The organism is Massilia sp. Masssp94, from assembly GCF_059491305.1.
Genome location: NZ_CP168501.1, coordinates 4,286,216 through 4,309,609 on the forward strand (window position 1 = coordinate 4,286,216; position 23,394 = coordinate 4,309,609).

A 23,394-nucleotide genomic window follows, 5' to 3' on the forward strand; every position below is an offset into this window, starting at 1 on the left:
CGTGCGGATCTGTCAACCGGGGAGTGACTATATGATTTTGACGACAGGCGGCGCCGGCTTCATCGGCAGTAATTTTGTGCTGGACTGGTGCGGCTTGACCGACGAGCCGGTCATCAACCTCGACAAGCTGACGTATGCCGGCAACCTCGAGAACCTGGCCAGCCTGCGCGACAACCCCAGGCACATCTTCGTGCAGGGCGACATCGGCGACGTGGACCTCGTGCGGCGCCTGCTGCAGGAACACCAGCCGCGCGCCGTCGTGAATTTCGCGGCCGAGAGCCACGTGGACCGCAGCATCCACGGCCCGGGCGAATTCATCCAGACGAACATCGTCGGCACGTTCCACCTGCTCGAAGCCGTGCGCGAATACTGGAGCGCGCTGCCGGACGACCGCAAGGCCGCGTTCCGCTTCCTGCACGTGTCGACCGACGAGGTCTACGGCTCGCTCGGCAAGGACGACCCCGCGTTCCGCGAGACGAACCGTTACGAACCGAACAGCCCATATTCCGCCAGCAAGGCGGCCAGCGACCACCTCGTGCGCGCCTACCATCACACGTATGGCCTGCCGGTGCTGACCACCAATTGCTCTAACAACTATGGTCCTTACCACTTCCCGGAAAAGCTGATCCCGCTGTGCATCCACAATGCACTGGCCGGCAAGCCGCTGCCGATCTACGGCGACGGCCAGCAGATCCGCGACTGGCTATACGTGAAGGATCACTGCTCGGCCATCCGCCGCGTGCTCGACGGGGGCCAGCTGGGCGAGGTCTACAACGTCGGCGGCTGGAACGAGAAGGCCAACCTCGACGTCGTCAAGACGCTGTGCGCGATCCTCGACGAACTGAGCCCGCGCGCGGATGGCCAGTCGTACGCGACCCAGATCACCTTCGTTACCGACCGCCCCGGCCATGACCGCCGCTACGCGATCGACGCGACCAGGCTGGAGCGCGAGCTGGGCTGGAAGCCGGCCGAGACGTTCGAGACGGGCATCCGCAAGACGGTGCAGTGGTACCTCGACAACCAGGAATGGGTGCAGCACGTGACGAGCGGCAGCTACCGCGCCTGGGTCGGCCAACAGTACGGTGCCTGAAATGAAGATTCTCCTGACCGGCAAGAACGGCCAGCTCGGCTTCGAACTGCAGCGCGCGCTGGCGCCGCTCGGCGAGGTCCACGCCGTCGACACGCAGGATTGCAACCTGGCCGACGCCGACGCGCTGCGCGCGCTGGTGCGCCGCGTCGCGCCGGATGTGATCGTCAATCCGGCGGCGTACACGGCCGTCGACAAGGCCGAGTCCGACGAAGCGACGGCCCGTGCCGTCAACGCCGTCGCCCCGGCCATCCTGGGCGAGGAAGGCGCGAAGCTGGGCGCGCTCGTGCTGCATTACTCGACGGACTACGTGTTCGACGGCACGAAGCAGGGCGCCTATACGGAAAACGATGCGCCGGCGCCGCGGAGCGTCTACGGCCGCACGAAGCTGGAGGGCGAACAAGGCCTGGCGGCCGCCAATCCGCGCCACCTGATCCTGCGCACGAGCTGGGTCGTGGGCGCGCACGGCGGCAATTTCGCCAAGACGATGCTGCGCCTGGCGGGCGAGCGCGAGAAGCTCACCGTCGTCGCCGACCAGTTCGGTGCCCCGACGCCGGCCGCGCTGCTGGCCGACCTCAGCGCCCACCTCGTGCGCGAGCATGCGCGCACGCGCGGCACCGGCTTCCCCTATGGCACGTATCACGTCGCGGCGGGTGGCGAGACGAGCTGGCACGGCTATGCGCGATTCGTGATCGGCGAGGCGCTGGCGGCCGGAAAAAATCTCAAAGCCAGTGTGGATGCCGTCGCGCCGCTGGCCACCGAGCAGTATCCGACGCCGGCCAGACGTCCCCTCAATTCGCGGCTCGATACGACCCGCTTCCGCACGACGTTCGACCTGCGCCTGCCGCCGTGGCAGGAAGGCGTGCGTCACGTGCTCCGGCAAATCCTGTGAGAGGCAGCCATGTCCCAAATCCAGCGTAAAGGCATCATCCTGGCCGGCGGTTCCGGCACGCGGCTGTATCCGGTGACCCAGGCCGTCAGCAAGCAGCTGATGCCGGTCTACGACAAGCCGATGATCTACTACCCGCTCAGCACGCTGATGCTGACCGGCATCCGCGACGTGCTCGTCATCAGCACGCCGCAGGACACGCCCCGTTTTGCCGAACTGCTCGGCGACGGCAGCCGCTGGGGCATGAGCATCCAGTATGCCGTGCAACCGTCGCCGGACGGCCTGGCCCAGGCCTTCATCATCGGCAAGGATTTCGTGGGCAACGATCCGAGCGCGCTCGTCCTCGGCGACAACATCTTTTACGGTCACGACCTTGTAAAACAACTGCACAGCGCCAACGAACGCACCGACAGCGCGACGGTGTTCGCCTACCACGTGCAGGATCCCGAGCGCTACGGTGTCGTCGAGTTCGATGCGGACCACCGTGCCCTGAGCATCGAGGAAAAGCCGAAGGCGCCGAAATCGTCGTATGCCGTGACCGGCCTGTATTTTTACGACAACGACGTGTGCAATGTGGCGGCCGACATCAAGCCGTCGGCGCGCGGCGAGCTGGAGATCACCGACGTCAACCGCTGCTACCTCGAGCGCGACAAGCTGAATGTCGAGATCATGGGCCGCGGCTTTGCCTGGCTCGACACCGGTACGCACGACAGCCTGCTGGAGGCGGCCAGCTTCATCGCGACCTTGCAGAAGCGGCAGGGCCTGCAGGTGGCGTGCCCGGAAGAGATCGCCTACCGCCAGGGCTGGATCGACGCCGCCGCGCTGCAGAAGCTCGCCGCACCGCTGGCCAAGAACGGCTACGGCAATTATCTTTTGAACCTGTTGAAATAGTCCGCCCATGCCATATACCGTTACCCCGACCGCCATTCCAGACGTCCTGATGCTGGAGCCGAAAGTCTTCGGCGACGCGCGCGGCTTCTTTTACGAAAGCTTCAATGCGCGCGACTTTGCCCAGGCCACCGGCGTCGACGCCCAGTTCGTGCAGGACAACCATAGCAAGTCGGCCAAGGGGGTATTGCGCGGACTGCATTACCAGATCCAGCATGCCCAGGGCAAGCTGGTGCGGGTGGTGCGGGGCAGCGTGTTCGATGTCGCGGTCGATCTGCGCAAGTCGTCACCGACTTTCGGCCGCTGGGTGGGCATGGAGCTGAGCGGGGACAATCATCGCCAACTGTGGGTGCCGCCGGGCTTCGCGCACGGCTTTGTCGTCCTGAGCGAATCCGCCGAATTCCTGTACAAGACGACGGATTACTGGTATCCGGAGCATGAGCGCAGCCTGTCGTGGAACGATCCGGCCATCGGCATCGGCTGGCCCATCGATTTCGTGCCGCAGCTGGCGGCCAAGGACCAGGCCGGGAAACTGCTCGCGCAAGCCGAAGTGTTCGACTGAGCGCGGGGCAGTACCTGCCAGAGAAAACGGCCGCTGTTGCGGCCGATTTCCTTGCAGTGCCCAAACCGGAACGCGCACGCGTTCCGGCGTGGATCAGTGGTGCGTCGTGGTCGAGTGGTTCGTGGTCGAACCGTTGTCCGACGAGGCGACGGCCACGGCGGCGACAGCGGCGCCGATCGCGGCCACGGTGCCGACCGACAGACCAGCGATCGCGGTCGTTGCCGCGAAGCCCGTACCCGTTGCGGCGGTGCCCGCAGTGCCGGCAGCGGTGCCGGTGCCTGCGGCGGAGCCCGAGGCGGTGCCAGTCTGGCCGGCAGCGGTGCTGGATTCCTGAGCGAATGCCTGAGCCGACAGCAGGCTCAGAATAGCGGTCGTGACGAGGAGTTTCTTCATTTCGTATCCTTTGTTCGATTAACGGGGCACCTGCGCATGGCAATGTTGCTTGACTCATTATATAGCAAGCCAACATTGCTTTGATTCATCAGATGCCGGTTTTATGGCTAGCTCAGCCGAAAATGTCATCTTTTTTCGACATAAGCAATTTGCAATTTTGACAGATAGTGGAACACATTCCTATCACTTTTACCGAGTGTGTTGTGTGTGCACATTGGTATGTCCGTATAAGAATGCAAATCGTAAACACGATATGCAGGCTGTTTGCCGTCCTTCTTTTTCTCTAGGTCTGCGGCAACATCTGGAATAATGCCAGCCTGAACCAAGGTAACGGAGTGCAGGATGGCGGAAGACAGCGACGCGGAACGGACCGAACCAGCGTCAGAGAAGCGGCTGAGGCAGGCGCGCGAAGACGGCGACATTCCCCGTTCGCGCGAAGTTGCGACTTTTACCGTTTTGATGACGGCCGGCGCCGGCATGTGGATGCTGGGCGGCGGGCTCGTCAACACGCTGTCGTCCGTGCTGGAGCGCGGGCTGTCGCTCGACCGCGAGCAGATCTACAACCCGAACGTGCTGGTCGAACGCATTCTCGCCGACGTGGTTCGCGTGCTGCTGGCCTGCCTGCCGCTGGCGGGCGCCATCATGCTCATGATGCTGGCGGCGCCCCTGCTGATCGGCGGCTGGAATTTCAGCGCCAAGGCGTTCACGCCCAATTTCGGCAAGCTCAATCCGATGCGTGGCCTGGGCAACATGGTGTCGACCAATGCGCTCGTCGAGCTGCTGAAGGCCGTCGCCAAGACGCTGCTCGTCGGCGCGGTCGGGTGGTTCGTCGTGATGAGCCAGAAGGATGCCGTGATCGGCCTCGTCGTCGAACCCTTCGGTACGGCCGCGCCGCACCTGGGCAGCATCCTCGCCAAGGCATTCCTGACCATGGTCGGCGCGCTGGGCGCCATCGCCATCCTCGACGGTCCGTACCAGATGTGGCATTACGCCGACAAGCTCAAGATGACGCGCCAGGAAGTGATCCAGGAATCGAAGGAATCGGACGGCAACCCGCAGATCAAGGGCAAGATCCGCCAGATGCAGCGCGAGATGGCGCAGAAGCGCATGATGTCCAACGTCCCGACCGCCGACGTGGTCGTGACCAACCCGACCCACTTCGCCGTCGCGCTCAAGTACGCGGACGGGCAGCGGGGTGCGCCGCGCGTCGTGGCCAAGGGTACCGACGAGGTCGCGGCGAAGATCCGCGAGATCGCGAAGGAAAACAAGGTCGCGCTGCTGGAAGCGCCGGCCCTGGCGCGTGCGCTGTACAAGCACACGGAAATCGACGACGAGATCCCGGAAGCGCTGTACTCGGCCGTGGCCGAAGTGCTGGCCTACGTCTTCCAGCTGCGCGCCTACAGCAAGGGCACGCTCGACCAGTATCCGGACCGTCCGAAGAAACTGCCGGTTCCGCCGGAAATGGACCCGTTCAACCCCGCGTCGCAGAAGCCGGGTACCGATGCGGGACCCGGTACGCCGCACTGATTACGCCGGCACATCGCATGCGTCACGCGTGGGCGGAGGGCCGCCCACCCACGAATTGCGAGGTTATTCCCCGTCTCCTTCCCGCATAGTTTCCGTGGGGCATCAGCAATAATGGCGTATCCCTGAATGATGGAGTACGCATGAACGGTTTCAGACTGCCAGCCTGGCTGCAACAGATCGGTGCCCGCAGCAACGCGCTGGCGGCGCCGATCCTGATCATCCTGCTGCTGGTAATGATGATCCTGCCGTTGCCGGCATTCGCGCTCGACCTGTTCTTCAGCTTCAACATCGCGATGTCCGTGATCGTGCTGCTGACTGCGTTGTACACGGTCAAGCCGCTCGATTTCATGGCGTTCCCGGCCGTGCTTCTCGTGACGACCATGCTGCGCCTGTCGCTGAACGTCGCGTCCACGCGCGTCGTGCTGACCGAGGGCCACACGGGCGGCGCCGCAGCCGGCAAGGTGATCGAGGCATTCGGCCACTTCCTGATCGGCGGCAACTACACGGTCGGTCTCGTCGTCTTCATCATTCTCACCATCATCAACTTCACGGTCGTGACCAAGGGTGCGGGCCGTATCGCCGAGGTGGGCGCGCGCTTCGCCCTGGACGCGATGCCCGGCAAGCAGATGGCGATCGACGCCGACCTGAACGCCGGCCTGATCGGCGAAGAGGACGCCAAGCGCCGCCGCTCCGAAGTGTCGATGGAAGCCGAGTTCTACGGCGCCATGGACGGTGCGTCGAAATACGTGCGCGGCGACGCCGTGGCCGGCATCCTCGTCACCGTGATCAACGTCGTCGGTGGCCTGATCGTCGGCATGGTCCAGCACGACATGGCCTTTGGCGACGCCGTCAAGAACTACACGCTGCTGGCCATCGGTGACGGCCTCGTCGCGCAGATCCCGTCGCTGATCATCTCGATCGCGGCCGGTATGGTCGTGTCGCGCGTGGCCAGCGACAAGGACGTGGGTTCGCAAGTCGTCAGCCAGCTGTTCGCGAAACCGGAAGTGCTGTACATCACGGGCGGCATCATCGGCGGCATGGGCCTGATCCCGGGCATGCCGAACCTCGTGTTCCTGCTGCTGGGCAGCACGCTGTTCGGTGGCGCCTATCTGCTGGAAAAGCGCCGCAAGAACATGCCGCCGGAAGAATTGCAGCGCGCGGGCGGCGGTGCGGGCCCGGCAGGCTCGCCCGGCGGAGGCGCCGCCGCCGCGGCCACCACGCCCGCGGAGCAGGAAGAGGCGAGCTGGCAGGACGTCATGCCGGTCGACACGCTCGGACTGGAAGTGGGCTACCGCCTGATTCCGCTCGTCGACAAGACGCAGAACGGCGAACTGCTGAAGCGCATCAAGGGCATCCGCAAGAAGTTCGCGCAGGAAGTCGGCTTCCTGGCGCCGCCGGTGCACATCCGCGACAACCTGGAGCTGAAACCGTCGGCCTACCGCATCACGCTGAAGGGCGTCGAAGTGGGCAGCGGCGAGGCGATGAACGGCCAGTACCTGGCGATCAACCCGGGGATGGCGAGCGGCACCCTGCCGGGCCTCGTGACGACGGACCCCGCGTTCGGCCTGCCGGCCATCTGGATCGACGCCGCGCTGAAGGACGACGCGCAGAGCATGGGCTATACCGTCGTCGACGCCGGCACCGTCGTCGCCACGCACCTGAACCATCTGATCACGACGCACGCGTCGGAACTGCTGGGCCGCATGGAAGTGCAGGCGCTCCTCGACCACCTGGCCAAGGATGCGCCGAAACTGGTCGAAGACCTGGTGCCGAAGGTCGTGTCGCTGTCGACGTTGCAGAAAGTGCTGCAGAACCTGTTGCAGGAAGGCGTGCACATCCGCGACATGCGCACGATCATCGAGACGCTGTCCGAGCATGCGGGCAGCACGAACGATCCGAACGACTTGACCGCGCTGGTGCGTGTGTCGCTGGGCCGCGCCATCGTGCAGCAATTGTTCCCGGGCACGAACGAACTGTCCGTGATGACCCTGGACAACCGCCTCGAACGCCTGCTCGTGCAGGCCCTGAACGCCGGCGGCGACGGCACGGGCATCGAGCCTGGCCTGGCGGACACGATCGTCCAGCAGGCTGCCAATGCTGCGCAGCAACAAGAGGCAATGGGACTGACGCCGGTGCTCCTCGTGCCGGGGCCGCTGCGGACGCTGTTGTCGCGGTTCCTGCGTCGGGCGTTGCCGCAGCTCAAGGTCTTGTCACACTCGGAAATTCCCGAATCCAAGACAATTCGTGTCACGAGCCTCGTTGGCGCGAATTGATTGGCGTAAGGAAATTTGTTGGGATTCTTTCGAGGCCGCAGCGCAACAATCGCTTCGCCAATAGTGCCAAAAGTCGATTGGTAGAGTTGATTTATGCTAACATCCTTGCGCTCTAACGCTTAGCGCGCTCAAGAAATCAGTCTGAGTAGACCGGTTCACCCAGCCGAATCGGTCAGTACCCCTCAATCGTCATTTGCCCAACACGCTGCAAAGACAGTCTGCGAATGTACAGGAAGTAAAAGATGCCGGAATACCAGTTTGTATTACTTGGGTTGACCGCATGGGTGGCGAGTTTCGTCATCAGCCAACTCATCGTCCGTTCTCAAAAGTGGCATGGACGCCTGACGCACGACCACGACCTGGGCGGCGTGCAAAAGGTCCATACCACGGCCGTGCCGCGTATCGGCGGCCTGGCCGTGATAGGCGGCATCCTGCTCGGCCTCGTGCTCTTCCAGCAGATCTTTCCAGGCCAGGTGAGCGCCGGCCGCGCATCGCGCATCTATCTGCTGCTCGGCGCCAGCCTGCCGGCCTTCCTGGCGGGCCTGATCGAGGACTTCACCAAGCGCGTGTCGGTCCGCGTGCGTCTTGTCGCCACCGCGCTGAGCGCACTGGTGGCAAGCCTCGCACTGGGGGCCACTGTCGGCGAACTGGACATCTGGGGCCTGGATGCGCTGCTGACGATCGCGCCGCTGGCGATCGTTGCCACCGCAGTGTTCGTGGCAGGCGGTTCCAACGCCATCAACATCATCGACGGTTTCAACGGCCTGTCGGGCAGTACGATCATCATCATGGCGATCGGCCTGGCCGCCGTCGGGCTACAGGTCGGCGACAGCTTCGTTGCCGTGCTCGGTGCGCTGTGCGCGGGCGCCACGCTGGGCTTCCTGATGCTGAACTACCCGTCCGGGAAAATGTTCCTCGGCGATGGCGGGGCGTATTTCCTCGGTTTCTGGGTGTCGGAAATGGCGGTCCTGTTGCTGGTGCGTCATCCGGAGCTGAGCGCGTGGCAAATTCTCGCTATTTGCGGTTATCCGATCATCGAAGTGCTGTTCAGCATCTATCGCCGCAAGTTCGTCCGCAAGGTCAGCCCGGGCGCGCCGGATGCATTGCACCTGCACGGGCTCGTGTTCCGCCGTCTCGTTTTCAAATATGTGCGCCGTGACGCCGCTCGTCCCTGGAAGCGCAACGCGATGGTGCCGTGCTTCATGGCGCCGGCGGTGGCGGCTTGTGTGGCAGTCAGCGTCTGGTTCGGCCAGTCGACCCCGGCGGCCGTGGCGATCGTGGTTGCCCAGGTCGTGTTGTATATCGCGGTATATGGCCGTCTCGTGCGTGGACGCTGGACGGTGCGGCGCGGTGACAGGGCGGAGCAGGCCCTCGACGTTGGAATTGAAGTGCGCTAAGAAATTGGTGCTGCTAAATTACAAGGACCGCGGTTTCACATCGAGACCGCGGTTTTTTTACGTCCTGAACAGTGTCAGCGAGCCCGTGTCCTGATCCACCAGTCATTGAACCACATCGCAAACTGGAAGAGCAGACCCGTGGCAAAGAGGAAGTCGGCGGTTCGCCCGACCTTCAGGGCCGCGGCGAGCACCCCTGCAATGAGAAATACGGTACGGAAGATGGGAATACAGCGGTCCAGCACCTCGCATAAATGAACGAGGGCGGCTTCAGCACCGGGGGTGCCGGGTTGGCGCTTCGGTATTCTCAGTTTCATCTGTTGGCCTTTCGATGTAAGCCAAGTACACGGTGTTTACGCAGTCTAGCACGACCATAAAATTCGTTGTTACATTTGAACACAATTTGCGATCAAGACACTGATTCGTTCTGTTCTATTACGCTTATCATGTCAAAATTGCCACAAATATTAAAAGTTGAGCAATTGACTGTTTGAGAATTGTCTCATAGATGAGAGATTGTGCCCGTACCGATGATCTTGTTGCTGTGTTCCAATTCTCTCACCATTGTATTTACGTGGCAATTAACTTCTCTGGCGATCGGTGCAGGTGTGCCATCCGCGCCGCGTGGATGAAATAAGCGCCTTTCCCCGTCCTTTTCCCGCGATGGTTTCCTACCGGCATCGTCAATAATCCTCACTGTGAATGGGCGACTGTGCCCGCATGACCGGATAGCGAACCAAGCCAGCAAGAGCGGAGAACAACGATGAACGTGAAGAAATTTACAGCGGCGACTTCCCGCGAGGCCCTGCGCAAAGTGCGCGAGGCCCTGGGGCCGGACGCGGTCATCCTGTCGAACCGTCCGGTCGATGGCGTGGTCGAAATCCTGGCACTGGACAACGACGACGTCGCGTCGCTGGCTTCCCCGGCACCGGAATCGGAAATGGCCGCGCCGCGCCCGAACCTGCGCATCCAGGAACCGACGTTCGACGACTTCGAGCCGGCTCCCGCCCCGGCCCCGGCCCCGGCACCGCGCCCGGCAGCCCGTCCGGCGCCGCGCGCTTTCCAGGAAGCCCCGGCCGCGCGCCAGCCGATGAATTCGCTGTATGACCTTGACGAGCCCGCCGCACCGGCCGTGGCACCGACCTACGCCAACCGCCGCGCCCCGCAAGCGGCGGACGTTCCGGCCTTCGACATGTCCGCGATGACCGCGATGATGTCGGCCGCGATCGCCCAGGCGAAGGAATCCGCCGCCGCCGAAATGCACGGCATGATGAACGAGATCCGCGCCATGCGCGGCATGATGGAATCGCAGCTGGCCGAGCTGTCGTGGGGCACCACCCAGCAGCGCGAGCCGCAGAAGGCCGCCGTGCTGCGCGAGATGCTGGCCGCCGGCTTCTCGGCGAGCCTGTCGCGCTACCTGGTCGACAAGCTGCCGGCCGGCAAGGATGCCGCCGAGTCGCTGCGTTGGGTCAAGACGGTCCTGGCGCGTAATATCACGACGATGGCCGACGAGGATGCGATCCTCGACCGCGGCGGCGTGTTCGCGCTGGTCGGCCCGACCGGCGTCGGCAAGACGACGACGACCGCCAAGCTGGCGGCCCGCTGCGTGATGCGCCACGGCCCGGAAAAGCTGGCGCTGATCACGACGGACGCCTACCGTATCGGCGGCCACGAGCAACTGCGCATCTACGGCAAGATCCTGGGCGTGATGGTGCACTCGGTGAAGGACGAGGCCGACCTGCGCATCGCCCTGAAGGAACTGCGCAACAAGCACACCGTGCTGATCGACACGATCGGCATGTCGCAGCGCGACCAGATGGTGACGGAGCAGGTCGCCATGCTGACGGAGTCGGGCGCCGACGTGAAGCGCCTGCTGTGCCTGAACGCGACGTCGACGAACGAGACGCTGAACGAAGTCGTGCGCGCCTACCAGGGCACGGGGCTCGCCGGCGCCATCATGACCAAGATGGACGAAGCCGCCTCGATCGGCAACGTGCTGGACGTGCTCGTGCGCCAGAAGCTGAACCTGCACTACATCTCCAACGGCCAGCGCGTGCCGGAAGACCTGCACCTGGCCGACCGCGCGATGCTGGTCGACCGCGCCTTCCGCACCAGGCGCGACGCCGCCGCCCAGATCGCCGACGCCGACCTGCCGCTGATGATGGGCGGCCTCGGCAACCTGAACAACGACCGTTCGCTGCGCGAGGTGTACGTTGGCTAGTTTCGACTTCGACCAGGCGGAGGGCCTGCGCCGGATGCTGGCCGGCCCCAAGCCGCGCATCGTGACCTTCCTCTCCGCGACGCCCCACGACGACAAGGGCGCCATGCTCGTCAACCTGGGCGCCTCGCTGGCCCAGTCCGGCAATGACGTGATGATCGTCGACGCCTGCACGCGCGACTACGGCGTGGCCCAGCGTCTCGGCGTCGACCGTGGCCCGAGCCTGCTGCAGGTCGCGCGCCAGGAGTGCGCGCTGAACCAGGTGATCCACCCGGTGCCGCAAGGCTTTTCCGTCGCCACGATGGCGCGTATGGCACCCGCCAGCGCGGACGAGGCGCGGCGGCTGGCCAAGACGTTCGACGTGCTCGTCAAGCAGGCCGGCAGCATCATCATGGTCGACGGCGAATTTTCCGACGATGGCACGTTCCCCGTGCCGATCATGGCCTCGTCCGAGATCGTCGTGCAGGTGTCGACGAGCGCCACGTCGATCACGAACGCGTATGCGCTGATCAAGCGTTTGTCGCAGCATCTCGGCCGCCGCCCGTTCGGTATTCTTGTCACGGGCGCTACCGAAGCCGAGGCGAAGGTGGTATACGATAATATGTCATCTGCGGCAACTCGTTACTTGGCGGTAACGCTGACCTCGATGGGCTCCGTACCGGCAGACGAGTACCTGCACCGTGCCGCGCGCCTCGGGCGCGCCGTGGTCGACGCATTCCCGCTGGCCGGCGCTTCGGTGGCGTTCCGCCGCCTGGCCGGGCGCTTTGCGCGCACCGGCATGCAGCAGGGACGGGCCGCCTGAAGCGGCGAAGAATAATTAATTACTGGAACCATGTACACGGTCAAAGGGAAAGCGGACAAAAACTCTCTGCTGACGGAGCACATGCCGTTGGTGAAGCGTCTCGCCCACCAGATGAAGGCCAAGCTCCCGCCGTCCGTCGAAGTCGATGACCTGGTACAGGCCGGCATGATGGGCCTGCTCGATGCGATCAACCGCTACGAGGAGAACCACGGCGCGCAGTTCGAGACCTATGCGGTGCTGCGCATCCGCGGCGCGATGCTGGACGAGCTGCGCAGCAGCGACTGGATGCCGCGCTCCACGCGCGCCAACATGCGCAAGGTCGAGTCGGCCATGGCCGCGCTGCAACAGCAACTGGGCCGTCCGCCCAGCGAATCGGAGGTCGCGAAGTCGCTCAAGCTGTCGCTGGGCGATTACCAGGACCTGCTGGGCGATTCCGGCGGCCACCAGCTCGTGTACTACGAAGACTTCCACGACGAGGACGGCGGCGACGGCTTCCTCGACCGCTATGCCGTGGACGACGACGATCCACTGAAGAGCCTGCTCGACACGGACTTCCGCCAGACCGTCATCGACGCCATCGACGCGTTGCCGCCGCGCGAGAAGATGCTGATGGGCCTGTACTACGAAGAAGAACTCAACCTCAAGGAAATCGGCGCCGTGATGGGTGTGTCGGAATCGCGCGTTTCGCAGCTGCACACCCAGGCCGTGGCGCGCCTGCGCACGTATCTGCGGGAGCGCTCGTGGACCTGACCAGCCTGCTCGGTCTCGCACTGGCGCTGGCCGGGATCTTCGTCGGGCATACGCTCGACGGCGGCAAGTTTTCCTCGCTGTTCCAGCCCGCCGCCTTCGCCATCGTCGTCGTCGGCACGTTCGGCGCCGTCCTGTTGCAGACGAAGTCGCAAGCCTTCGTGCGCGGCGTGCGCATGCTGCGCTGGGTGTTCGTCACCCCGCCGGACCGGCGCCATGCGCTGGCCCGCGAAATCCATTTGTGGAGCCTGTCCGCGCGGCGCGACGGGCTTTTGTCGCTCGAGCAGTACATGGCCAAGGCCGACCCGTTCATCCAGAAGGGCCTGCGCCTCGTCGTCGACGGCATCCAGCCCGACAAGCTGCGCAGCCTGATGCACACGGAAATCAACAACTACGAATTCCGCGAACGCCAGGCCGCGCGCATCTGGGAATCGGCGGCCGGCTATGCGCCCACCGTCGGCATCCTCGGCGCCGTGCTGGGCCTGATCCACGTGATGGAAAACCTGTCCGATCCGTCGAAACTCGGCGCCGGCATCGCCGTCGCGTTCGTGTCGACCATCTACGGCGTCGGCCTCGCGAACCTGTTCTTCTACCCGGTCGGCAACAAGATCAAGGGCATCGTCTCCGAGCGCGTGGCCCAGTACGAAATCCTCGCCGACGTCTTCCACGACATCGCCACCGGCGACTACACGCGCGTGCTCGACGAGCGCGTGGCGTGCCTGCTGTCCGAACACTGATCCGGAACCATGGCGCGCCGCAAGAAGTACGAGCAGGACAACGAGAACCACGAACGCTGGCTGATTTCCTACGCCGACTTCATCACGTTGCTGTTCGCGTTCTTCGTCGTCATGTACGCGGTGTCCGTGGTTAATATCGGCAAGTACACGGTGCTGTCGGAAGCGCTGGGCGACGCGTTCGGCGGCCGCGGCGCGGCGAACAAGTCGAACACGATGGTCGAGGTCGAGGCATTGCCGCTGTCGGCCATCCTCGCCCACAAGCGTGCGGAAGCGGCCAAGCGCGACCGCGAGCGCCTCGAGCTCTTGGCGCAGAAGCTGGACAGCATCCTCAAACCCCTCGTCAATACCGGCAAGATGCGCGTCACGCAGACGGCGCGCGGCGTCACGCTCGAGATCAATGCGAGTGCCCTGTTCGACGAGGGCGATGCCACCCTGACGCCCACCGCGCAGGAGACGCTGCGCACCGTCGCCGGCCTGCTGAAGGACGATCCGCACGGCATCGAAGTAGAAGGTTTCACGGACAACACGCCGATCGGCAACCCGGCGTTCGCATCGAACTGGGAATTGTCGGCCGTGCGCGCCACGACCGTCGTGCGCCTGTTCGCGGCGAACGGCGTCGCCGAGGAACGCCTGGCCGCCGTCGGACGCGGTGCCAACCGGCCGATCGCCTCGAACGACGACCCCGCCGGACGGGCGCGCAACCGGCGGGTGGCCGTCACGATCCTGTCCGGCGCCAATTCCTGACGGGGGCGCGTTACAATCGTTCCAACGCGACAGCAATGTCGATCGAAGGAGGAGGGCGGATGAACCTGCACGCAAGCCTGAGCGTCGACGCGCGGCACGACAAGGTATGGATCACCTTCAAGGCGGAAAATCGCGGCGAGCGCCGGGTCTGGCTGCCGCGCGCGCTGACCGATGATCCCCGGCCCGGCGGCCGCGTGTTCGACGTGCGCGTGCATCCGGGCGGCGCCCCCATCGCCTACGTGGGCGCCAACGCCGCGCGCGGCGGCGCCGACTGGTTCGAGCTCCCACCGCACTCGGCTCACACGCACACGGTCGACATCACGGCCGACTACGCCTTCCGGCCCGGCGACCACACGTATGAACTGCGCTACGCCGGCCTGGCGCTGGCCGACATCCACCATCCCGAAGCCACCACGCCGCTCGTCACCGAACCCGTGCTGTTTCGCCACGTCGCGCCTTAACGTCGCTGTACGTTCCGGCGCGGCGTGTTCTCCGGGTGCAAGCACGATGAGATCGGCGGACGCGGGCGGCGCCCGCTTATTTGGATGCCGAGATAGCTGACGGGCAGGCCGTGGTATTTATCGCCGTGAGACCGCCCTGTTAGCGTTCAATTTGGTACATTGATGCAACATATTGACCGTTGATGTAAGTATTGCTCGATCTACATTTAATAAACTGCTATCATCTATTGATTCTCTGGATACGAAAGTTTCATCAGGGAATCTTCCTTCCAAGCCGGCGCGGCCTTGCCCTCGGCGTCAATCGCTTCAGCACATGAATATCGAGCACGACAGCCAGGTATCCCGCGTGAGCGGACTTCGTACGCACGGCCGGCCAACCGCGGGCTGGGCGGCATGAGGCGGCACGCGCGCAAGATTCCGTCCACGGTACGGCTGTCCATCCTCACCACCTTGCTGGCGCTGTTCATGGCCTGGCTCGCGCTCGGCAACGCGGCGCGGCTGCCGTGGGACCCGCGCTGGTACCTGACGGCGCACACGGCGATGGAAGTGTTTTCGGTCGTCGTGGCGATGCTCGTGTTTGCCACGGGCTGGCACGGCATCGGCCGCGACATGCCGATCCGCGTGGCCCTGCTGTCGCCGAGCGCACTGGCCGTCGGCCTGCTCGACATCGGCCACCTGATGTCGGTCCACGGCATGCCCGGCGTGGCGGGGTCGGGGTCGGTCGGACACGGTATCGAATTCTCTCTGCTCGCGCGCGTCGTCAGTGCCGCGGCGCTGCTCGTCGCCGCGTTCGCGCCGCGCGAGCGCACGGTCAGCCGGCGCGTGCGCGGCTGGGCGCTGCTGGCGGCGCTGGGCATCGTCGCGCTCGGCTTCTGGCTGGCCGTGGCCGATCCGCTGGCGCTGCCGGCGACGTATGTGGAAGGGCGGGGGCTGACGTCGTTCAAGATCGGTTGCGAGCTGGTGCTGATCGTGCTGAATGCCGTCGCCGCGCTGTTCCTGCTGCGCCGCGCACTCGTCACCCGCCTGCGCACCGACCGCTACCTGGCCGCGACGGCGGCCGTGATGGCCCTGGGCGGCGTCGGTTTCGCGCTGTATGTCCGGCCGGACGACGTCGTGAACATGGGCGGCCATGTGTACAAGGTGATCGCCTACCTGTGCCTGCACCGCGCGATCTGGGTGGCGGCCGTGCAGGCGCCGTATCTGCGGCTACAGCGGTCGGAGCGGTCGCTGGCCGAGAGCGAGGCCAGCTTCCGCAGCCTGATGGAATGCGCGCCGGACGCGATCCTGCTCGTCGGCGCGGAAGAGCGCATCACGATGATGAATGCGCGCGCGGAAAACCTGTTCGGCGTGTCGCGCGAGACGGCCGCCGGCCTGCCGCTGGACGTGCTGGTGCCCGCCGCCGCCGGCGACGCCGAGCTGGATTGCCGCCGCCTGTACGGCGCCGCCTTCCCGGCCGAGGTGCGCCGCGCCGGCATGCCGGGCGGCCAGCAGGTGGCGATCGTGCGCGATTTGTCGGAGCGGCGCCGGCTCGAGCGCGCGCTCGTCGAGCAGCTCACCCACGACGCGCTGACGGGCCTGCCGAACCGCAACCGCATCCTCGAGACGCTGGACGAGGCCATCGCCGCCGCGCGCGAGGACGGGCGCACGCTCGCCGTGCTCGTGTTCGACCTGCACGAATTCCGCAAGATCAACAGCGGCTACGGCTATGGCGGCGGCGACGACGTGTTGCGCGAATGCGTCGTGCGCCTGTCGTGCCTGCTGGCCGGCGGCGACATGCTGGCGCGCCAGGGCGGCAACGAATTCATCGTCGTGCAAAAACAGTCAGGCGAGACCGCCGCCGCGGCGCTGGCCGCCCGGCTGCTGGAGTCGATGCGCAAGCCGTTCCTGCTCGACGGCCAGCGCGTGTTCCTGGCCGCCAGCGTCGGCATCGCACTGCCGCCCGCAAACGGCTGCGGCGCGCACGAATTGCTGCAGATGGCGCAGGTGGCGATGGCTGCCGCGCGCACGGAAGGGCCCGCGCGCTACCGTTTCCATACGGACGCGATGGCGCAGGCGATCCGCGAGCGGGTCGACCTGGAAGCGCTGCTGCGCCATGGCATCGAACGGAACCAGTTCGCGCTGCAGTATCAACCGCGCGTCGACCTGGCCAGCGGCACGGTGATCGGCGTGGAAGCCCTCGTGCGCTGGCGCCATCCCGTACTCGGTCTCGTGCCGCCGGCGCGCTTCATTCCGCTCGCCGAGGAGACGGGCCTGATCGATGATCTCGACATGTGGGTGCTGGACGAAGCCTGCGCGCGCGCGGCCGCGTGGCGCGCGCAGGGATTGCCGCCGCTGCGCGTGTCGATCAACCTGTCGGCACGCCAGTTCCAGCAGGCCGGCCTGGCGCGGCGCGTCCAGGCCGCGCTGGAACGCAGCAGTTTGCCGCCGGCCTGCCTGGAGATCGAGATCACGGAGTCCACGGTCATGCGCGACACGGGCGAGGCGACGAGCGTCCTGCGGTCGCTGAAGGCGCTCGGCGTCGCGCTGTCGATCGACGACTTCGGCACCGGCTATTCGTCGCTCAGCTACCTGAAGCGCTTCCCCATCGATGTGCTGAAGATCGACCGCTCGTTCGTCAGCGACGTGACGACCGACCCGAACGACGCGGCCATTGCGTGCGCCATCATCGCGCTGGCGCATACGCTGAACCTGGAGGCGGTGGCGGAAGGTGTCGAGACGGCCGAGCAGGCGGCTTTCCTGCGCGAGAATGGCTGCGATGAAATCCAGGGCTATTACTTCAGCCCGCCGGTGTGGCCGGAGCAGATCGAGCGGATGTTCGCCGCAACGACGGCGAACGGGGCGATGGTGAATTAACCGACGACGAACCGTCGCGACGGACCCGTCGACATCGTCTGGCCGGCCGGGCCGTAGACGCCGGCCGCGCCGCCGCCGGGACCGCGCAATTCGCTCAAGGCCGCCTGGGTCTGGCCCAACTGGCGGTTGACGATCATGCCATTGACGCGGTTGAGTTCCTTCGCTTCGCGGGTGAGTTCCAGCAGGCGGTTCCAGGCGTCGCGATATTCGGCGTTGCCGCCCACCGCCAGCCAGGGCTCCATGCCGGCCTCGCCGGCGGGAAAGCCGGCGGCGCCGAGGGCCTTGTGGCGCACGCGCGACAGGGTCGCGGCACGCTGCGCCAACTGCAGCTTGTTGGGGGTGATGGTCGAGAGGCCATCCGCATCCGCACTGATCAGGAGCTGTTGCTCGGTTTTCATCAGCTCCACGATGGAACCGATCACTTGCTGTTCGTCGCGCAGGGTTGCGCCAGGGGATGCAATGGCCATTGGTTATCTATTGTTTGCGGGAATGCAGCAGATCGCGCACCGTATCCAACAGGCCGTCCGCCACTTTCTCGGAATTCACATGAAACTGGCCATCCGCGATGGCCGCCTTGATGCGTTCGACCTTCTTGCTGTCGAACACTTGACTGGTGCTGCCGGCCGCGAGGGCCTGGCCTTGCGAGGACAGGCGCACGGTGTCGGCCGCTGCGGGCGTGACCGATTTCGCGGCGGCCGCGTCGCTGCTCTTCGCAGTCGTGGCCGGCGTGTTGTTGGCCTGGACGCTCGTGTTGTTCTTGAGTGTATCGTTGATTTTCACAGCATCATCCTTCTCAGGTCGGAGCAGAAAGCCCGGGATCTGCCTCAGTAACGGCGCCCTTGCCAAAAACTTTAGGGGACATCAAAGAAAGTGCGGACGCAAGCCACACTTTCAACGATCCTGCTCCTTTGCTGTCATCAAAACGCCACTTCGACCATCCCGCCACTGCGCGCCGTGCCGCTCACGACCGAGCCGGATGGCGTGCGCACCTGCACGATCTGGCCGTCGCTGGCGTTGCCGATGGCCTTGCCTTCGGCTGATACTGAAAATCCATTTCCGCTAGTAACCAAGCGTACGGCCTGGCCTTGCTGCACGACGGGCCGGCTGCGCAGCGTGTCCAGGCGCAACGGCGTGCCGGCCACCAGCGACACGGTCGGGGTGCGGCCGATCGCCTGGGCCATGTCCGTGATGATGCCGTTCGGCATGGCGGCAATGTCGCCTTTCATCAACACGAGCTGGCTCTGCTCGATCGGCTGGCCCTGGGCCAGCGGCAGCGCGGCGGCCACGTAGTCGGCCTGCACGTTCACCTGCGCCTGCACGTAGAGCGTCCAGTTCGATGGTGCCGTGCAGCGCACGCCCACGGTCGTCTTGCCCCAGGCGCGCGCGCCCGGCTGCAGGAACGCTTCCGGCGCGGGGCAGGCGGCCAGCGCCGTGCGGGCGTCGATCGCGCCCACTTTCACCGTCACGGTGCCGGGCAGGCCGGCCGTCTGCGTCCGCAGGAATTGCTCGACGACGGTGCGCAGCGCGTTGACGTTTTGGCGGCCGGCAGCGGGCGCCGTCTGCGCGTGCGCCAGCGCGGCGGAGCCGATGAGCAGGGCGGTAATGAGCGTGCGTTTCATGAATAAGTGAGCGATACGGTTTTTTGCGACGGTGCCATCTTAGGTCCCGCACGCCGCCATCGAATCGCCGAATAGCCGGGTTTTGGGTCGCTTTATTGCCCGATTGGAAGAGTCCGCCGGTCCGTATGATCCATCCTGTCCACCACCCCATGCCTGGAGTAATCATGATCGGCAAACTCGACGAGTACCTGCGTTTCAATGAAACCGCGCTGAGCCTGCGCTCGCAGCGCCAGGAATTGCTCGCGTCGAACATCGCCAACGCGGACACGCCGAACTTCAAGGCGCGCGACATCGATTTCTCCAGCGCGCTGCAGGGTGCGCTGGCCCGCGCGACGAACACGGGGCCGCTGAACACGACGGCTGCCGCCCATTATCCGAACGGCCAGGCGGCCGCCGACGGCAAGACGCTGGGCGACGGCGCCACGCCCGTGCTGTACCGCACGGTGACCCAGGGCGCGGTCGACGGCAACACGGTCGACATGGACACCGAACGCACCCAGTTCGCCGACAACGCGCTGCGCTACGAAGCCGGCATCACGATGCTCAACCAGCAGATCCGCAACATGCTCGCAGCCATCCAGGGAGGCCAGTAATCATGTCCTTATTTAATGTCTTCAACGTGGCCGGCTCCGCGATGAGCGCCCAGGCCCAGCGCCTGAACACGACGGCCAGCAACCTCGCCAACGCCGACAGCGCGACGAGCGCCACGGGCGAAGCCTACCGCGCCAAGCAGGTCGTGTTCGAGGCCGTCCCGATGGACAGCGGCACGGGCGTCAAGGTGCGCGAAGTCGTCGAGGATGCGTCGCCCCTGAAGCAGGTGTACGACCCCAAGAATCCCCTCGCCGATGACAAGGGCTATGTGTCGATGCCCAACGTGAACGTGGTCGACGAGATGGTCAACATGCTGTCGGCGTCGCGCTCGTACCAGACGAACGTCGAGACCATGAACGCGGCCAAGACCATGCTGCTCAAGACACTGACCCTCGGCCAGTAATCCGATCCACTCTTTCTGACACGCTCCCATGGCGACCGTAACCGATACCACCAGCACCCCCATCACCGACCTGATGTCGACGATGAACTCGAAGAAGCCGACCAGCACGGACGGCGTCTCCGCGGACACGGACAAGTTCATGACCCTGCTGGTGACCCAGCTGCAGAACCAGGATCCGCTGAACCCGATGGACAACGCCCAGATGACGAGCCAGCTCGCGCAGCTGCAGACCGTGACGGGCGTGAACAAGCTGAATACGACCCTGGAATCGCTGCAGTCCAGCTACAAGAGCTCGGAAGCGATGCAGGCGACGGGGCTGATCGGCCACGGCGTGCTCGTCGAAGGCAGCGGCGTCACGCTGTCGAGCGGCAAGGCGATCCTGGGTGCCGAACTGGCCACCGATGCCGACAATGTCAAGATCGTCATCAGCGATGCCAAGGGCAACGAAGTGGACACGATCGACATGGGCGCGCAGAAGGCCGGTGTCATGCCGCTCGCGTGGGACGGCGTGCCCGATCCGAAAAAGCTGGACAGCAACGGCAAGCCCGTCACGCTGGCCGACGGCAATTACACGTTCAAGGTCGTGGCGACGCGCGCCGGCGCCAACCTGACCGACGCGAAAGGCCTGTCGTTCGACAGCGTCGCCAGCGTCACCACCAACAGCGCCGATGGCGTCAAGCTGAACCTGTCCGGCAAGGGCGCGCTCACGCTGGCCGACATCAAGCAAGTCCTCTAAGCGCGGTCGGTACCGCGAAACGAACGAATAACAGGAGCACAACATGTCCTTCCAACAAGGCCTGAGCGGCTTGAACGGCGCAGCGAAATCGCTGGACGTCATCGGCAACAACATCGCCAACTCGAGCACCGTCGGTTTCAAGGGCTCGAACACGCAATTCGCGGACGTCTACGCCCGCTCGCTGAACGGCGCGGGCGCGACCCAGGCCGGTATCGGCGTGAGCGTGGCGGCCATCGCCCAGCAGTTCACCCAGGGTAATATCGAGACGACGGCCAACCCGCTCGACATCGCCATCAACGGCGCCGGTTTCTTCCGCACCGAGATTTCGGGCACCGTCCAGTACACCCGCAACGGCCAGTTCTCGCTGGACAAGAACGGCTACATCGTCACGCCGCAGGGCGCCAACGTGACGGGCTATGGCGTCAGCCCGAATGGCCAGATCCTGGCCAGCACGCCGAAACCGCTGCAGATCAGCACGGCCGACATGAAGCCGGTCGCGACCACCAAGGTCGATACGTCGATCAATCTGGACTCGCGCGAAGCCGCGCCGACCCTCCCGTTCAATGCCAACGACGCCACCACGTACAACAAACAGGTGCCCGTGAGCGTGTACGACACCTTGGGCAACGAGCACACGTTGTCGCTGTTCTATGTAAAGAGGCCGCCGGCCAATCCGGGCTCAGGGCCGTCGGGCATCTGGGACGTGTACGCTGGCGCCGACGGCACCGAGATGGCCAACGTCGAGGCGGCGAAGGCGTCCTCGAGCGACCCGGCCGCACAAGCCGCGCGAGATACGTGGCTTGCCGCGACGAAAGCGGCGCCGCCGGACCCGGCCGCCATCGCACAAGCGCTGTCCGGCTATGCTGCCGCGGCCTCCGCCGCCGTCAGCGCCGCTGCCAGCGCGGCTGGTGCTACGCCGGCCACCGTCACTGCGATCCAGACGGCCGCCACTGACGCGGGTGGCACGGCCGGCTATACCCCGGACCAGGTCGACAAGGACATTGCCGCCGCCGTGTCGGTGACGCCGGTCGCAATCGGCACGCTGAAGTTCGATTCGAACGGCGCGCTGTCGGCCGCGCTGATGTCGCCGCAGACGCTGCCGCTGGCCGTGGACTTCCCCATCTACCCGGCGACGGGCGCCAAGGAAACCCTGTCGATCAAGGTCGGCTTCAACGGCAGCACCCAATACGGCTCCGACACCAGCGAAAAACTGACCACGCAGGACGGCTACAAGCCGGGCCACCTGCAGCGCTTCTCGGCCGCGGCCGACGGCACCTTGCTGGGCCAGTACAGCAACGGCCAGACCAAGGCGCTGGGCCAGGTCGTCCTCGCCAACTTCACGAACGCGGGCGGGCTGGAGCCGATCGGCAACAACTCGTGGGCCGAAACGTCGGCCTCCGGCACGCCGCTGCTGGGCACGGCGGGCACGGGCGGCTTCGGCGTGCTGCAGTCGTCGGCGACGGAAAGCTCGAACGTCGACCTGACGGCCGAACTGGTCAACATGATCACGGCCCAACGCGTCTACCAGGCCAATGCCCAGACGATCAAGACGCAGGACTCGGTGCTGCAGACGCTGGTGAACCTGCGCTAACGCGTGATTCGTCATTCCCGCGCACGCGGGAATCCATACTGAGCTTCCGAATTCTGTTGCTCAGCATGGGTTCCCGCTTTCGCGGGAACGACGTGGCAATTTGGAGAATTCATGGACCGCCTGATCTACACCGCCGCCTCCGGCGCCAAGCACATCCTGGAACAGCAGGCCACGACGTCGAACAACCTGGCCAACCTGTCCACGACGGGCTTCCGCGCCCAGCTGGATACGTTCCGCGCCGTGCCCGTCGTCAGCGAAGGCTTGCCTACGCGCGCATTTGTCGTCGACAACACGGTCGGCGCGGATTTCACGGCGGGCCCGCTGCAGGTGACGGGTCGCGATCTCGACGTGGCCATCAAGGGCCAGGGCTGGATCGCCGTGCAGATGCAGGACGGCACCGAAGCCTATACGCGCAACGGTTCGCTGCAGATCAGCCCCAACGGCATCCTGCAGACCGCGAACGGCCAGACGGTGATGGGCGAGGGTGGTCCGATCGCGATTCCGCCGAATACGACGGTCTCCGTCGGCAAGGACGGTTCGATCGCGTCGCTGACGACGGACACCGTGCCGGCCACGTCCACCATCGTCGGCCGCCTGAAACTCGTCAATCCGGACCAGAAACAGCTCGTGCGCGGCGACGATGGCTTGTTCCGCCAGCAGGACGGCACCCCGGCGCAGGCCGACCCGGCCGTGACGGTGACGAGCGGCGCGCTGGAAGGCAGTAACGTCTCCGCCGTCGACTCGATGGTGAACATGATCTCTTTGGCACGTTCTCTCGAGACACAGATGAGCCTGTTGAAGAACGCGGAGAATAACGCGGCGAAAGCGACGCAGATCCTCGCTTTGACTTGATTTCTTCTGGGACATAATTTCATGGTG

24 protein-coding genes are annotated in these 23,394 nt (G+C 65.1%); 19 read left to right on the forward strand and 5 right to left on the reverse strand.

The window, feature by feature from the left end; translation table 11 throughout:
- Positions 1-31: 31 nt before the first annotated feature.
- Genes rfbB through rfbC form a run of 4 tightly spaced genes read left to right on the forward strand, consistent with a single transcriptional unit; the run spans position 32 to position 3,426 of the window.
- Positions 32-1,090, forward strand: coding sequence for a dTDP-glucose 4,6-dehydratase (rfbB, locus tag ACEN9G_RS18935; RefSeq protein WP_413337242.1), 1,059 nt, complete (start codon positions 32-34; stop codon positions 1,088-1,090).
- A gap of 1 nt (position 1,091) precedes the next feature.
- Positions 1,092-1,979 carry a dTDP-4-dehydrorhamnose reductase gene (gene rfbD, locus ACEN9G_RS18940; RefSeq protein WP_413337241.1) on the forward strand — a complete coding sequence of 296 codons (888 nt, stop codon included), beginning with the start codon at positions 1,092-1,094 and terminating at the stop codon, positions 1,977-1,979.
- A gap of 18 nt (positions 1,980-1,997) precedes the next feature.
- The gene (rfbA, locus tag ACEN9G_RS18945) at positions 1,998-2,867 is read left to right on the forward strand and encodes a glucose-1-phosphate thymidylyltransferase RfbA (protein WP_413337268.1); all 870 of its coding nucleotides are present in this window, start codon (positions 1,998-2,000) and stop codon (positions 2,865-2,867) included.
- A 7-nt stretch (positions 2,868-2,874) separates the two neighbouring features.
- A complete protein-coding gene (rfbC, locus tag ACEN9G_RS18950) occupies positions 2,875-3,426 on the forward strand; it encodes a dTDP-4-dehydrorhamnose 3,5-epimerase (RefSeq protein WP_413337240.1) in 552 nt (183 codons plus the stop codon).
- Between the two features lie 93 nt (positions 3,427-3,519).
- Here the strand turns inward: rfbC and ACEN9G_RS18955 are convergent, their stop codons facing one another.
- On the reverse strand, positions 3,520-3,819 hold the full coding sequence (locus ACEN9G_RS18955; protein ID WP_413337239.1) for a hypothetical protein: 300 nt from the start codon (positions 3,817-3,819) through the stop codon (positions 3,520-3,522).
- 342 nt (positions 3,820-4,161) lie between these two features.
- On the opposite strand from ACEN9G_RS18955, the gene flhB reads away from it, so the two are divergent.
- From flhB to ACEN9G_RS18970, 3 genes are all read left to right on the forward strand, one after another.
- Entirely contained in the window at positions 4,162-5,346 is a 1,185-nt protein-coding gene (gene flhB, locus ACEN9G_RS18960; protein ID WP_483126841.1) for a flagellar biosynthesis protein FlhB, read from the forward strand.
- A 140-nt stretch (positions 5,347-5,486) separates the two neighbouring features.
- Positions 5,487-7,619 carry a flagellar biosynthesis protein FlhA gene (flhA, locus tag ACEN9G_RS18965; RefSeq protein WP_483126842.1) on the forward strand — a complete coding sequence of 711 codons (2,133 nt, stop codon included), beginning with the start codon at positions 5,487-5,489 and terminating at the stop codon, positions 7,617-7,619.
- Between the two features lie 242 nt (positions 7,620-7,861).
- Positions 7,862-9,016 carry an MraY family glycosyltransferase gene (locus tag ACEN9G_RS18970; protein ID WP_413344623.1) on the forward strand — a complete coding sequence of 385 codons (1,155 nt, stop codon included), beginning with the start codon at positions 7,862-7,864 and terminating at the stop codon, positions 9,014-9,016.
- Positions 9,017-9,090: 74 nt separating this feature from the next.
- Here ACEN9G_RS18970 and ACEN9G_RS18975 read toward each other — a convergent pair whose 3' ends face one another.
- Positions 9,091-9,330 carry a hypothetical protein gene (locus tag ACEN9G_RS18975; protein WP_413344622.1) on the reverse strand — a complete coding sequence of 80 codons (240 nt, stop codon included), beginning with the start codon at positions 9,328-9,330 and terminating at the stop codon, positions 9,091-9,093.
- A 446-nt stretch (positions 9,331-9,776) separates the two neighbouring features.
- On the opposite strand from ACEN9G_RS18975, the gene flhF reads away from it, so the two are divergent.
- The 7 genes from flhF to ACEN9G_RS19010 all read left to right on the forward strand — a co-directional run bounded on the left by flhF (position 9,777) and on the right by ACEN9G_RS19010 (position 17,575).
- Positions 9,777-11,234 carry a flagellar biosynthesis GTPase FlhF gene (gene flhF, locus ACEN9G_RS18980; RefSeq protein ID WP_483126843.1) on the forward strand — a complete coding sequence of 486 codons (1,458 nt, stop codon included), beginning with the start codon at positions 9,777-9,779 and terminating at the stop codon, positions 11,232-11,234.
- Entirely contained in the window at positions 11,227-12,033 is an 807-nt protein-coding gene (locus ACEN9G_RS18985; protein ID WP_413343439.1) for a MinD/ParA family ATP-binding protein, read from the forward strand. Before flhF ends, ACEN9G_RS18985 begins: the two co-directional genes overlap by 8 nt.
- A gap of 30 nt (positions 12,034-12,063) precedes the next feature.
- Positions 12,064-12,783, forward strand: a complete 720-nt coding sequence (locus ACEN9G_RS18990; protein WP_413343441.1) for an RNA polymerase sigma factor FliA — start codon at positions 12,064-12,066, stop codon at positions 12,781-12,783.
- Complete coding sequence (locus ACEN9G_RS18995) at positions 12,774-13,517, forward strand: flagellar motor protein (protein WP_413343443.1); 744 nt, start codon at positions 12,774-12,776, stop codon at positions 13,515-13,517. The genes ACEN9G_RS18990 and ACEN9G_RS18995 overlap by 10 nt, the downstream gene beginning before the upstream one ends.
- Before the next feature lie 9 nt (positions 13,518-13,526).
- A complete protein-coding gene (gene motD, locus ACEN9G_RS19000) occupies positions 13,527-14,261 on the forward strand; it encodes a flagellar motor protein MotD (protein ID WP_413343445.1) in 735 nt (244 codons plus the stop codon).
- 59 nt (positions 14,262-14,320) lie between these two features.
- Positions 14,321-14,722 carry a hypothetical protein gene (locus ACEN9G_RS19005; RefSeq protein ID WP_413343446.1) on the forward strand — a complete coding sequence of 134 codons (402 nt, stop codon included), beginning with the start codon at positions 14,321-14,323 and terminating at the stop codon, positions 14,720-14,722.
- A gap of 393 nt (positions 14,723-15,115) precedes the next feature.
- Positions 15,116-17,575 (forward strand): putative bifunctional diguanylate cyclase/phosphodiesterase, encoded by a 2,460-nt coding sequence (locus ACEN9G_RS19010; protein ID WP_483126844.1) that lies wholly within the window; start codon positions 15,116-15,118, stop codon positions 17,573-17,575.
- Here the strand turns inward: ACEN9G_RS19010 and ACEN9G_RS19015 are convergent.
- The 3 genes from ACEN9G_RS19015 to flgA form a co-directional block, all read right to left on the reverse strand.
- Positions 17,572-18,042 (reverse strand): flagella synthesis protein FlgN, encoded by a 471-nt coding sequence (locus tag ACEN9G_RS19015; RefSeq protein WP_413345132.1) that lies wholly within the window; start codon positions 18,040-18,042, stop codon positions 17,572-17,574. The genes ACEN9G_RS19010 and ACEN9G_RS19015 overlap by 4 nt on opposite strands.
- Positions 18,043-18,049: 7 nt before the next feature.
- Entirely contained in the window at positions 18,050-18,355 is a 306-nt protein-coding gene (flgM, locus tag ACEN9G_RS19020; protein WP_413345134.1) for a flagellar biosynthesis anti-sigma factor FlgM, read from the reverse strand.
- A 137-nt stretch (positions 18,356-18,492) separates the two neighbouring features.
- Positions 18,493-19,194, reverse strand: coding sequence for a flagellar basal body P-ring formation chaperone FlgA (flgA, locus tag ACEN9G_RS19025; RefSeq protein ID WP_483126845.1), 702 nt, complete (start codon positions 19,192-19,194; stop codon positions 18,493-18,495).
- A gap of 164 nt (positions 19,195-19,358) precedes the next feature.
- Between flgA and flgB the strand changes: the two genes are divergently transcribed.
- The 5 genes from flgB to flgF all read left to right on the forward strand — a co-directional run bounded on the left by flgB (position 19,359) and on the right by flgF (position 23,367).
- Complete coding sequence (gene flgB / locus ACEN9G_RS19030) at positions 19,359-19,787, forward strand: flagellar basal body rod protein FlgB (protein ID WP_371770181.1); 429 nt, start codon at positions 19,359-19,361, stop codon at positions 19,785-19,787.
- Positions 19,788-19,789: 2 nt separating this feature from the next.
- On the forward strand, positions 19,790-20,188 hold the full coding sequence (gene flgC, locus ACEN9G_RS19035) for a flagellar basal body rod protein FlgC (protein WP_036233823.1): 399 nt from the start codon (positions 19,790-19,792) through the stop codon (positions 20,186-20,188).
- A gap of 28 nt (positions 20,189-20,216) precedes the next feature.
- A complete protein-coding gene (locus tag ACEN9G_RS19040; RefSeq protein WP_413342354.1) occupies positions 20,217-20,924 on the forward strand; it encodes a flagellar hook assembly protein FlgD in 708 nt (235 codons plus the stop codon).
- A gap of 43 nt (positions 20,925-20,967) precedes the next feature.
- Positions 20,968-22,515: a flagellar hook protein FlgE gene (locus ACEN9G_RS19045; RefSeq protein ID WP_413342353.1), complete on the forward strand. Its 1,548-nt coding sequence runs from the start codon at positions 20,968-20,970 to the stop codon at positions 22,513-22,515.
- A gap of 111 nt (positions 22,516-22,626) precedes the next feature.
- Positions 22,627-23,367, forward strand: a complete 741-nt coding sequence (gene flgF, locus ACEN9G_RS19050) for a flagellar basal-body rod protein FlgF (protein ID WP_413342351.1) — start codon at positions 22,627-22,629, stop codon at positions 23,365-23,367.
- The last annotated feature ends 27 nt before the right edge of the window (positions 23,368-23,394 follow it).